Source organism: uncultured Campylobacter sp., from assembly GCF_963517995.1.
Taxonomy (GTDB): domain Bacteria; phylum Campylobacterota; class Campylobacteria; order Campylobacterales; family Campylobacteraceae; genus Campylobacter_A.
This window is the reverse complement of the sequence record NZ_CAUQHQ010000078.1, coordinates 1-10,523: the sequence shown is the minus strand read 5'-3', so window position 1 is coordinate 10,523 and position 10,523 is coordinate 1. Positions and strand designations below refer to the sequence as shown.

Here is a 10,523-nt window from a genome sequence, read left to right as displayed (position 1 = left end):
TGCGGAAATTTTCGTCCCAAGGCTAGACAAATAGTCTGCCGCAGGGCGAAAATTTTAAACTCGTTCAAAATCAGCGTAGCGACGCCGCAGGCGGGGTTTCTATAAAGACGCTCAAAAGACAAGCCGATATAAGCTATAAAAGGAAAAATAATGAAACTATTCGGTACCGACGGCGTCCGCGGCAAAGCGGGCGAAAAACTCTCCGCCGCAACGTCCATGCGACTTGCTATGGCCGCGGGGATATATTTTAGGCAGTTTGCGTCGCATACGAACACCATTTTACTGGGCAAAGACACGCGCAAAAGCGGCTACATGATCGAGACCGCTATTGTCGCGGGGCTCACGGCAGTGGGCTACAATGTCCGTCAGATCGGCCCGATGCCCACTCCCGCGATAGCATTTCTCACCGAGGATATGCGCTGCGACGCGGGCATCATGATCAGCGCCTCGCACAACCCGTATTACGATAACGGCATTAAATTTTTCGATAGCGAAGGCAATAAACTAGGCGAAGAGGCCGAAGCGCAGATAGAAAAGATCTATTTTGACGACGAGCTCATAGAAAGATCGCAAAAGCAAATGCTAGAAATCGGCGCCGCAAAGCGCATCGACGACGTCATCGGCCGCTATATCGTGCAGATCAAAAACTCATTTCCTAAAAACCTGAGCCTGCACGGACTACGCGTGGTTTTAGACGTCGCAAACGGCGCTGCGTACAGGGTCGCTCCGACTATCTTTAGCGAGCTGGGAGCCGAAACCATCGTCATAAACGACGAGCCAAACGGTAGCAACATAAACCTAAACTGCGGCGCGCTCTATCCGCAAAATTTAGCCTCCGAGGTAGCGCGATTAAGGGCGGATCTGGGGTTTGCGTTTGACGGCGACGCCGATAGGCTCGTAGTCGTAGACGAGCGCGGCGAGGTGGCAAACGGCGATAGTTTGCTGGGCGTCATGGCGGCATTTTTACAGGAAAACAAAGCCCTAAAAGGCGGCGCGGTCGTGGCTACCGTGATGAGTAACGCCGCACTTGAAGACTACCTAAAATCCCACAAAATCAAACTCCTGCGCGCAAATGTCGGCGACAAATACGTGCTTGAAAAGATGAAAGAAAACGGCACGAATTTCGGCGGCGAACAGAGCGGTCACATCATCTTTAGCGACTACGCCAAAACTGGCGACGGGCTCGTGGCGGCACTGCAGTTTGCGGCGCTGGTGCTAAAAAAAGGCAAAAAAGCGAGCGAAATTTTAAGCGAGATAAAGCCGTATCCGCAAATTTTGCTAAATTTAAAGATAACCGAGAAAAAGCCGCTTGAAAGCATCGCCGGGCTAAAAGAGCTTGAAGCAAGCCTCGCAAAAGAAGGCATCCGCTCGCTATTTCGCTACTCGGGCACCGAAAACCTCATCAGGCTTTTGATTGAAGGCAAGTGCGCCGACGTGCTAAAAACCCGCATGGACGAGGTCGAGAAATTTTTCGTAAAAGCGCTAAATGGCTAAAATTTTAGGCGTTTTTTTCGCGGCGTTTTTCGTCGTTTTCGCGCTCGATCAGGCAGTCAAGCAGATATTTTTGGGCGGATTTTCGTGGCAGGGCGAGTACTTTTCGCTAGTGCTTGCATACAACCGCGGCGTGGCATTTTCGATGTTTGCTTTTCTTGGGCAGTGGCTCAAATTTATCCAGCTAGCGCTGATTGCGGGCGTTTGCGGCTATCTGCTTTGGCGGCTAAAGCGCAAATTTGATGCGCGAGCTGCGGCTCAAACGGAGCCAAATTTGACCCCAAACGGCGAAAAAAAGGAAATCTTAGAGGAGCACGCGCTAGGAGCGGGTATAATCCTGGGCGCGGGTAGTTCAAATTTGCTCGATCGTTTCGTTCACGGCGGCGTCGTGGACTACGTCTACTGGCACAAGTGGTTTGAGTTTGCGATCTTTAACCTCGCAGACGTTATGATCGACATCGGGGTCGTGCTCATACTCTGGCAGAGCTTCGCCGCAGGGCGAAAGGGGGCTAAAAATAGGCGATAACGTTTATATAGCCTACGCGCTTTGGCTGCTTACGGGCTGGTTTGGAGGGCATAGATTTTATCTGGGCAAATTCGTGAGCGGCTTTGCGATGATGACGCTGTTTTTCATCGGATATAGCCTAGCTTGGGCGATCGTGGGTTACGTATTTTGGGTGCTTTGGGGCGCGTGGTGGCTCTTTGATCTGCGCTTAACCGGCGCGGCGGTCGAAAAAAATCAGAAAAAAGAAACGTTAAAAGATAAACTGCGCGCGCAAGACCTCGAGGAGCGGCGTAGACGCCTCTACGAGCTGTACGAGAGCGGCGCGATAAGCAAAGAGGAATTTGAAGCGAGGAAGGAAATTTTGCTAGGGTGAGGGTCGGTTAAATTTGTTGAAATTTTTAAAATTGCTTCAAATTTAGCTTTTAATCTACTGCCTAAAATAGAACCCTGAGCCCAAATTTTTAAAATCCAAACGCTCAAAGCAGTTACCTACCGAATTTCGGCTTCGCTATCGCTTAGCACGGAATTTGGAGGCGGTCTGTCGGCAGTTGCAAGCGTAGCGGAGCAAAAAGCCTTTCGCTTGTTGCGTTTTAAAAATTTTGAATCTAAATTTTAGCATTTCCAAGATACGGGTCTGGGCGAGTCAAATTTGAAACCAAATTTCCAAATTTGACTTCAAATTTGAGCGTAAAACGATAAGGCGCAGTATTTTTTCTTTAGACGAGGCGAAAATGAGCCGAGCGAGGGCGCATGCAAGTAGTATGTAACCGAGCTTCGGCGAAATTTCTAACGAAGTATAAAGGAAAAAGACGAGCCGCCAAAATAAAAAAGGAGAAAAGATGGCAGAGTACTATAACCTCATCAAATATTTCCACTACTTGTGTTTCATCTCGTGGATGGCGTTTTTGTTCTATCAGCCGCGCCTCTATGTCTATCACGCGGAGAATATGGACAAGCCTGACTTCGTGCGCGTCGTTGAGGTGCAGGAGTACAAGATGTACCACTACATCGGCTGGGTCGCGCTGATCGGCACGTTTTTGACGGGCATTTTGATCATCGTCGCGATGCCCGAGCTTTTACGCAGCGGCTACATACGCGTCAAGCTCACCGTCGTCGTTATCCTCGCGGCATTTCATCTGGATCTTGGCCGCTATATGGTGCAGCTGCGCGAGAAACGCTGTAAGAAAAGCGGTATGTTCTTTCGCGCTTACAACGAAGTGCCGACCATCGCGATGGTTATCATCATCTGGATGATGGTGTATAAGCCGTTTTAATCCGCGATAAATACGCGCCCCGAGGCGGAGCAAACCTGCTTTACCTCGGCGTTGCTTTGAGCCGTATCTTATAAATTCGGCGTGCAAAATTAGCGCCAAATTTTGATTTTACTCGGCTCAATTAAACCTCTAGGCAACATTAACTCAAATTAAATCGCTAAAATTTGAAAATCTCCCCAACCTCTACATCTAAAATTTTTGAAATTTTATAAATATGCTCAAGGTTAAAATGCTTATCATAGCGGCAATTCTCGCAATTTGAGTAAAATGCGACCGATTTTATATCCATGCTTAAAGCCATATCGAGCTGACTAATGCCTTTATTTTCGCGTAGCTTTCGGACGTTTACAGAAATTTGCCGATAGAAATTTAGTATCTCATCGGCGCTAAAAAAAGCTAAATTTTCGCCCATTATTTTATCCTATAGGTAAAGTTAAACTTAAACTTTATTTAGATAAAATCTACAAATCTATATCCTATAGGATAAATAATTTTAAAGGAGGCCAAAATGGCGGTAAATTTATCAAAGGGCGGTAGAGTTAGTTTGAGCAAAGAAGCTCCAGGGCTAAGCAAAATTTTAGTAGGACTTGGCTGGGATACGAATACTAGCGATACGGGAGCGGAATTTGACCTAGATGCGAGCGCGTTTTTGGTAGGAGCTTCAGGCAAAGTAGAAAACGAGAAGAATTTCGTCTTTTACAACAATCTAATTAGCGCAGACGGCTCGGTAGTCCACACGGGCGATAACCACACAGGCGAAGGCGAAGGCGACGATGAATCATAAAAATAAACCTAGCTAAAATTTCGCCAAGCGTCAAAGAGATCGACATAGTCGTCACGATCCATGAAGCAGTCGCTAGAAGGCAAAATTTCGGTATGGTAAGAAATTCGTTTATGCGAATCGTCGATGAAAGAAACGGCAAAGAGATAGCCAGATACGATTTAGAGGAGGATTTTTCTACCGAAACCGCAGTATCTTTCGGTAAAATTTACTTTAAAGACAACGAGTGGCGTTTCGCGGCTAACGGAAGCGGTTTTAAGGATGGACTGGCTGGATTTTGTAGGCAGTTTGGACTAGACGTATAGGGGCAAACCATGGCGATAAATTTGATCAAAGGACAAAAAATATCGCTCGCCAAAGACGACGGCGGACATCTGCACAGCTTTTGCGTAGGAGCAAACTGGGGCGCCATAACCGAAAAAGGCTTTTTTAGAGATAAGATAAAGCCGGTGGATCTGGATCTAAGCGCTGCGATGTTTGACTCAAACAAACAGTTTTGCGATGTGGTCTATTTCGGTAAAAAATCAGCCTCGGGCGTATTTCACAGCGGCGATGACTTGGTCGGAGACGTAGGGGGCGACGACGGACTGGATAACGAAATAATCAGCGTCGATCTTAGCCGTTTAAACTCAAACGTAGAGCAGATATTTTTCGTGCTAAATTCTTATAATCAAATCGACTTTGATAAAATTCCGTTTGCTAGCATTGGACTTTACGAAAGCGTAAATAAAGTCTTTGCGTCGTACAATATCGTACGAGATAGCGCATTTGCATATAAGGTTGCGATGATTTTAGGCAAGCTATATAAGCGAAACGGCGAGTGGAAATTTTCGGCTATCGGCGAACCTACGAGCGATAGAAAGCTTGATGAGCTGATATTAAATTCCGTAGTGAAGTACTTATGAAAATTTTATTTTTCTTAGCGGCTACGATTGCGATTTTAGGCGCATTTGAGATAGAGGGCGGTTATGAGATCCCGCCATCGGCGCAAACTTACGGCAACGCACCCGTAATAAGCGATGCAATGATGCAAGAGTGCGTAAAAATTTACAACAAAACGCTTGCAATAGAAAGAGCGTTAAATTCTACTTTCGTAAATCGGTATTCAAGCGAAGAGGTAAATTTATACAATCAAAACGTCCGTATGCATTCGCAGCTCATAGACTGGTTTAATGCAAATTGCGCCGGCAAACAATCATGCTCGGCATGCAAAGCGGCGCAAGAGCTAAACCGCCAAAGAGGGCTTCCCAAACAAAGCTGCGGGTATTAAGGAGAATTTTTGGATAATTTAGAATTTCAAACTGCGATCGTTTTTGTCATATTTGTAGCGGCGGCGTTTGCAATAGATTTTTTCGCGCACAAGAAGGACGAGAAGATATCGTTAAAGCAAGCTGCGCTCTGGTCTATATTTTGGATTGTCGTAGCTGCGGCATTTGGCGGATATCTGTATCTTGCCGTTAGTAGCGAGGCGGCGAGCCTATTTTTTTCAGGTTATATTTTAGAAAAGTCGCTTTCAATCGATAATTTATTCGTTATGGCGGCAATTTTTTCGTGGTTTAAAATTCCTGAAATTTATCGTCACAGAGTGCTGTATTTTGGCATTATAGGCGCGGTTGTATTTAGGCTAGTCTTTGTAGCAGTCGGAACGAGTCTACTTGGGATTTCTCCGTGGATGGAGTTTGTTTTTGCTATCATGGTAGCTTATAGCGCGGTAATGATGATGAAAAAGAGCGATGATGGCGAAGAGATAGGGGACTACTCAAACCATCTAGCTTACAGGGCGGTTTATAGATTTTTCCCGGTATTCCCACGCCTTTTAGGACACAGTTTTTTTGTGAGAAACCAAGAAATTTCGACTCAAATTTCAGCAGACGAAAAGGCAAAACTGCAAAATCAAATTTCCAAACTAAACGCCAAATGGATAGCTACGCCGCTATTTTTGTGTCTTTGCGTTATAGAGCTTAGCGATGTTATGTTTGCTTTTGATAGCGTTCCGGCCGTCATCGCCGTTAGTAAAGATCCGCTTATCGTTTATTCGGCGATGATTTTTGCAATCTTGGGACTTAGAACGCTTTACTTCGTACTAGAAGCGCTAAAAGACTATTTGGCGTATTTAGAAAAAGCCGTTATAGCGCTTTTATTTTTTATCGCAGCAAAGCTCGCCCTAAACGCTTCAGCGCATATCTTTCATCACGGATTCGAGATTTCGGCACAGGCTAGTTTGTGGGTTATCTTGGGAGTTTTAGGCGTCGGGATTTTTGCTAGTTTGTTTAAAGCAAAATAGCCACGAACTGATTTGACGATAATTTATAAATTCGTCCGCCTTGGCGCCGGGTGCCGCTTTAGTAAACTAGGCGAGCCCATTTTGCCCGCCTAGCCCAAGGCTAAATTTGATAAATTTAGCCCGAGCGATAAAAGCGCCAAGGCGGCAAGCAGAGTTAAATTTTAGCCTTTTTTATCGCCTGAGCCAGATCGGCGATTAGGTCGTCCGCGTTTTCTACGCCGATAGCAAGGCGCAGCAGATTAGGCTTTATGCCGATTTTGTCTTGCAGCTCTTTAGGGTATGATTCGTGTGTCATGGACGCGGGCTGGCAGATGAGGCTCTCAACGCCGCCAAGACTCACGGCCAGGTCAAAAAGCTCTAGAGATTTAGCAAAAATTTTATAGTCGTATTTTTCGTTTAGCTCTAGCGATATAACCGCGCCGATATCGCTTGCTTGGCGGGCTCGGATCTGCTTTTCTAGCTGCGAGTACGATCCCGCATAGTGCACCGCGTCTACCGCTTCGTGCGATTTTAAAAATTCGATGATTTTATGCGTATTTTGCGTCTGACGGTCAAAGCGTACGCTAAGGGTTTTAAGGCCTCTTATCAGATAATAAGCGTCCATCGGGCTGATTATGCCGCCAAACGTATTTCTGGCAAATTTTATCTTTTCGGCTAGTGCGTCGTCGTTTACCGTAACGATGCCAGCGATCGCGTCTGCGTGTCCGCCGATGTATTTCGTCGCGCTATAAACTACGATATCTACGCCAAAATCAAAAAGCTTTTGATAATAAGGCGTTAAAAAGGTATTGTCAGCGATCACTAGGATGCCTCTTTTGTGCGCGATGTCTGCGATACGGCGGATGTCGGTCACGCGCAGCAGCGGATTTGAGGGCGTCTCGATAAATATCGCTCTCACGTTCTCTGCGATATCTTTTTCCTCTAATAAATTTAAATCGTCCACCGCCTCGTAGCTTATGCCTTGCGACGCAAAGACGTTGCTAACGTAGCGGAAAGTGCCGCCGTAGACGTTGTTGTTTAGCAGCACCTTATCGCCCGTTTGTAGCAGGCTAAAAGCCGCTGCCGTCGCCGCCATTCCCGAGCCGAAGCTAAATGCGTATTTGCTGCCCTCTACCTTAGCAAAAAGCTCGTCAAACGCTTGTTTAGTCGGATTTGCGCCGCGCGAGTAGGCAAACTCGCCAAAGCCGTCTAGCCCCTCTTGCACGAATGTCGTTGCCAGATAAACGGGCGGCACGACGGCTCCAAAAGGGTTATGCTTGGCCTCGATGCCTTTTACGATTAGCGTGTCTAGTTTCATTTTCTCTCCTTAAATTTATCGCTAAAATTTCAAAAATCTTATATCCATCGCCGAGATAAAGCTCATTATACGCTCGTTTCGGCTAGCGAAAAATCTCTCCGCATCGCCGTCAAACGCGATCTTGCCTTTATCCAAAAACAAAATCCTGTCCGCGACTTTGCGAGCGAAATTCATATTATGCGTGACGATGACGAGGGATTTTTTCTCTCTGGCTAGGGCTATGACGACTTTTAGCACCTCGGCTTCCAGCTCCGGATCTAGCGCGCTAGTCGGCTCGTCTAGCAGCAAAAACGACGGATCCATCGCTAGCGCCCTAGCTATCGCCACGCGCTGGCTCTGACCGCCCGAGAGTCTGTTTGGATAGGCGTTTTGCTTGTCTGCCATGCCAACCTTGCCCAGTAGCTCGAGGGCTTTATTTATCGCCGTTTCCTTTTCAATACCAAGTACCTGCGTCGGCCCTTCGATCACGTTTTGCAAAACCGTTAGATGCGGAAACAGATGAAATCCCTGAAATACCATCCCAGTTCGCCTGCGAAAGGGCAGTAGCTCTTTTGGCGAAATTTTGCCGCCGAATTTTATCTTCTCGCCGTCTAGCTCCAGTTCGCCTTCCTCGGGGATTTCGAGTAAATTTATGCAGCGAAGCAGAGTTGATTTACCGGATCCAGAAGACCCCACGATCACCGTAGTTTGCCCATCTGCGATCTCTAGGTCGATGCCCTCTAGCACCTTTTGTTCGCCAAAGCTTTTGGTTAAATTTTTAAATTTTATCGCCATCACACGTACCTTGAAGTTCGTTTTTCTAACTTGCCTTGCAAAAAGGTAAGTAGCGTGCAAACGACCAAATAAATAAGCGCAGCCAGCACGTAAAGTAGCAGCGGCTCGTATGTGCGAGCGGCGATGCGCTGGGCGACCATAAACATATCTACCATCGTTATGGAAGCTGCTAGCGAGGTGTCTTTAACTAGCCCGATGAAGGTGTTTGATAGCGGCGGCAGCGATATACGCACGGCCTGAGGCGCGATGATACGGCGTAAAATTTGCGCGTGCGTCATACCTAGCGATGTCGCCGCCTCCCACTGCCCCTTAGGCACCGATAGGATCGCCGCCCTCACCGACTCGGACGCGTAGGCGCCGACGTTTAGGCTAAAAGCGATGATCGCCGCGCTCCACGTATCAAGCGTAATGCCGATAGAAGGAAGCCCGAAAAATACGATAAAAAGCTGCACTAAAAGCGGCGTGCCCCGAAATATCCAAACGTAGCCGCCAAAAGCCCATCGCAAAATTTTCACGTTTGAAAGGCGCGCGATAGCGGTTATCACGGCGATAATCAGCCCGCAGACAAAAGACGCCAGCGTGAGCGGTATCGTGACCTTAGCTAGGGCTTCTAGCATCGGCAGCAGCGAGCTTGAGACAAGCTCGATTATGCGGTTTATGCGTTCCGTGTCCAAATTTACCTCCGTTTTTCGCACCGAATTTAGGCTTAAATTTACTCGTCGAGAGCCTTTGATCCGTTAAAATTTGCCTGCAGGATTTACCCGAATTTGCCGTTTAGTTTCACAAGCGGCATTTTTTGCTAAATTTAAAATTCGCGGCTAAATTTAACGGCTTTTAAATTTAGCCTGCAAGCAAGCCTGTAAATAGGCCATCGCCGTTAGCGTAAACGAGCGGCGAACCCGTTTGAAATCTGCTAAATTTAACCTAGCAAATTTACTCCGAAACGTCCTTGCCGAAATATTTTTGCGAGATTTCTTTTAGCTTGCCCTCGGCCTTTAGCTCGGCTAGGGCTTTGTTTATCTGCTCAGTTAGCTCGGCGTTGCCCTTTTGCACGGCTACGCCGATGTAGTCTTTTTCGTTTCCGACGGCGGCGATTTTAACCGGAGCGGCGGGTTGATTTTTCGTAAAGTCCAAAAACACGATATTATCGCGCAGCACGCTATCTACGCGGCCTGCGATTAGCAGCTCCATGCTTTTAGCAAAGCTATCGACCGTAACGTTTTGAGCGCCGTAGCTAGCGGCAACCTTAGCCCAGTTGCTAGTAGCCGAGTCCGCATTTTTCTTACCGTTTAAGTCGGCGAAGCTTTTTATCGAGTCGTTGTCCTTACGAACGATGATCGCGCCGTAAGTAACAGTATATGGCTCGCTAAGTTCGTATTTTTTCTTTCGTTCCTCGGTGATGCTTACTTGGTTAAACACCGCGTCTGCCTTGCCCGCATCAAAAGCCGCTAACATCGCATCCCAAGGCGCAGTTAAAAATTCGATTTTTAAATTTAGCTTCTTAGCCACGGCTCTTGCGACGTCCACGTCGTAGCCGGTTAGCTCGCCTTTTTCGTCATAAAACGAAAACGGCGCGTAAGTGCCCTCGGTAGCGACGGTTAGCACGCCTTCTTTAATCGTTTTAGCGTGTAAATTTAGCCCCAGAGCCAGGATCGCCGCGGCTTTAAATAAATTTGAGATTTTCATGTTTTTCCTTTTTTTGAATTTACTCAGGCGCGAATTTTACGGCAGGGCCGCTTCGCGCCTAAATTTATCATTCGGAGATATTTTTACCGAAATATTTTTCGGAAATTTCTTTTAGTTTACCGCTAGATTTTAGTTCGCCAAGAGCCTTATTTATCTGCGCGATTAGCTCGGCGTTATCCTTGTGCGAGAGCGCGGCGGTAGGTATCGCCTCTCCGGTAAATACGACCTTGATAGGCACGTTAGGTCTTTGCTTGACGTAATCAAGAAAAGTCACGTCGTCGTTTATCGTAGCGTCCGCGCGCTTTTGGGCGATTAGCTCTACGCCCTTGCTAAAGCCGTCTACGACGACGATCTGCGCGCCGTGCTTTTCTGCTATCTGCGCCCAGTTGCTAGTGGCCGAATGCGCGCTTTTCTTTCCTTTTAGATCGTCA

The 10,523-nt window shown here is 47.1% G+C and carries 13 protein-coding genes and 1 pseudogene; 8 read left to right on the top strand and 6 right to left on the bottom strand.

All coding sequences use genetic code 11. The features are described from left to right. Positions 1-150 precede the first annotated feature (150 nt). The 4 genes from glmM to hemJ all read left to right on the top strand — a co-directional run bounded on the left by glmM (position 151) and on the right by hemJ (position 3,270). Positions 151-1,494, top strand: coding sequence for a phosphoglucosamine mutase (glmM, locus tag RYL88_RS08525; protein WP_314990568.1), 1,344 nt, complete (start codon positions 151-153; stop codon positions 1,492-1,494). After that, complete coding sequence (locus RYL88_RS08520) at positions 1,487-2,017, top strand: signal peptidase II (protein WP_314990567.1); 531 nt, start codon at positions 1,487-1,489, stop codon at positions 2,015-2,017. Before glmM ends, RYL88_RS08520 begins: the two co-directional genes overlap by 8 nt. After that, positions 2,007-2,369 carry an NINE protein gene (locus tag RYL88_RS08515; RefSeq protein WP_314990571.1) on the top strand — a complete coding sequence of 121 codons (363 nt, stop codon included), beginning with the start codon at positions 2,007-2,009 and terminating at the stop codon, positions 2,367-2,369. The genes RYL88_RS08520 and RYL88_RS08515 overlap by 11 nt, the downstream gene beginning before the upstream one ends. A 466-nt stretch (positions 2,370-2,835) precedes the next feature. After that, on the top strand, positions 2,836-3,270 hold the full coding sequence (gene hemJ / locus RYL88_RS08510; protein WP_314990565.1) for a protoporphyrinogen oxidase HemJ: 435 nt from the start codon (positions 2,836-2,838) through the stop codon (positions 3,268-3,270). Between the two features lie 157 nt (positions 3,271-3,427). Here hemJ and RYL88_RS08505 read toward each other — a convergent pair whose 3' ends face one another. After that, positions 3,428-3,682, bottom strand: a complete 255-nt coding sequence (locus tag RYL88_RS08505; RefSeq protein WP_314990563.1) for a helix-turn-helix transcriptional regulator — start codon at positions 3,680-3,682, stop codon at positions 3,428-3,430. A 96-nt stretch (positions 3,683-3,778) separates the two neighbouring features. On the opposite strand from RYL88_RS08505, the pseudogene RYL88_RS08500 reads away from it, so the two are divergent. The 4 genes and pseudogenes from RYL88_RS08500 (at position 3,779) to RYL88_RS08485 (ending at position 6,335) form a co-directional block, all read left to right on the top strand. After that, positions 3,779-4,356 (top strand): annotated as a pseudogene (locus tag RYL88_RS08500) (TerD family protein). A 9-nt stretch (positions 4,357-4,365) separates the two neighbouring features. After that, the gene (locus RYL88_RS08495) at positions 4,366-4,956 is read left to right on the top strand and encodes a TerD family protein (protein ID WP_314990561.1); all 591 of its coding nucleotides are present in this window, start codon (positions 4,366-4,368) and stop codon (positions 4,954-4,956) included. Further along, complete coding sequence (locus RYL88_RS08490) at positions 4,953-5,321, top strand: stress protein, tellurium resistance protein TerZ (RefSeq protein WP_314990558.1); 369 nt, start codon at positions 4,953-4,955, stop codon at positions 5,319-5,321. Before RYL88_RS08495 ends, RYL88_RS08490 begins: the two co-directional genes overlap by 4 nt. Before the next feature lie 9 nt (positions 5,322-5,330). After that, positions 5,331-6,335 (top strand): TerC/Alx family metal homeostasis membrane protein, encoded by a 1,005-nt coding sequence (locus tag RYL88_RS08485; RefSeq protein ID WP_314990556.1) that lies wholly within the window; start codon positions 5,331-5,333, stop codon positions 6,333-6,335. A 154-nt stretch (positions 6,336-6,489) separates the two neighbouring features. Here the strand turns inward: RYL88_RS08485 and RYL88_RS08480 are convergent, their stop codons facing one another. From RYL88_RS08480 to RYL88_RS08460, 5 genes are all read right to left on the bottom strand, one after another. Then, entirely contained in the window at positions 6,490-7,632 is a 1,143-nt protein-coding gene (locus tag RYL88_RS08480) for a PLP-dependent aspartate aminotransferase family protein (RefSeq protein WP_314990554.1), read from the bottom strand. A 21-nt stretch (positions 7,633-7,653) separates the two neighbouring features. Further along, positions 7,654-8,406 (bottom strand): amino acid ABC transporter ATP-binding protein, encoded by a 753-nt coding sequence (locus RYL88_RS08475; RefSeq protein WP_314990552.1) that lies wholly within the window; start codon positions 8,404-8,406, stop codon positions 7,654-7,656. Further along, positions 8,406-9,023 (bottom strand): amino acid ABC transporter permease, encoded by a 618-nt coding sequence (locus RYL88_RS08470; protein WP_314990569.1) that lies wholly within the window; start codon positions 9,021-9,023, stop codon positions 8,406-8,408. Before RYL88_RS08470 ends, RYL88_RS08475 begins: the two co-directional genes overlap by 1 nt. A gap of 316 nt (positions 9,024-9,339) precedes the next feature. Further along, on the bottom strand, positions 9,340-10,092 hold the full coding sequence (locus RYL88_RS08465; protein WP_314748168.1) for an amino acid ABC transporter substrate-binding protein: 753 nt from the start codon (positions 10,090-10,092) through the stop codon (positions 9,340-9,342). Positions 10,093-10,159: 67 nt separating this feature from the next. After that, positions 10,160-10,523, bottom strand: a 364-nt coding sequence (locus RYL88_RS08460; RefSeq protein WP_314990550.1) for a transporter substrate-binding domain-containing protein, incomplete at its 5' end; no start/stop codon positions are given.

What these genes read in the sequence shown, in the direction of transcription:
- glmM (WP_314990568.1), top strand. Translation starts at nt 151, where the DNA reads ATGAAACTATTCGGTACCGACGGCGTCCGCGGCAAAGCGGGCGAAAAA.
- RYL88_RS08520 (WP_314990567.1), top strand. Translation starts at nt 1,487, where the DNA reads ATGGCTAAAATTTTAGGCGTTTTTTTCGCGGCGTTTTTCGTCGTTTTC.
- hemJ (WP_314990565.1), top strand. Translation starts at nt 2,836, where the DNA reads ATGGCAGAGTACTATAACCTCATCAAATATTTCCACTACTTGTGTTTC.
- RYL88_RS08505 (WP_314990563.1), bottom strand. Translation starts at nt 3,682, where the DNA reads ATGGGCGAAAATTTAGCTTTTTTTAGCGCCGATGAGATACTAAATTTC.
- RYL88_RS08495 (WP_314990561.1), top strand. Translation starts at nt 4,366, where the DNA reads ATGGCGATAAATTTGATCAAAGGACAAAAAATATCGCTCGCCAAAGAC.
- RYL88_RS08490 (WP_314990558.1), top strand. Translation starts at nt 4,953, where the DNA reads ATGAAAATTTTATTTTTCTTAGCGGCTACGATTGCGATTTTAGGCGCA.
- RYL88_RS08480 (WP_314990554.1), bottom strand. Translation starts at nt 7,632, where the DNA reads ATGAAACTAGACACGCTAATCGTAAAAGGCATCGAGGCCAAGCATAAC.
- RYL88_RS08475 (WP_314990552.1), bottom strand. Translation starts at nt 8,406, where the DNA reads ATGGCGATAAAATTTAAAAATTTAACCAAAAGCTTTGGCGAACAAAAG.
- RYL88_RS08470 (WP_314990569.1), bottom strand. Translation starts at nt 9,023, where the DNA reads ATGCTAGAAGCCCTAGCTAAGGTCACGATACCGCTCACGCTGGCGTCT.
- RYL88_RS08465 (WP_314748168.1), bottom strand. Translation starts at nt 10,092, where the DNA reads ATGAAAATCTCAAATTTATTTAAAGCCGCGGCGATCCTGGCTCTGGGG.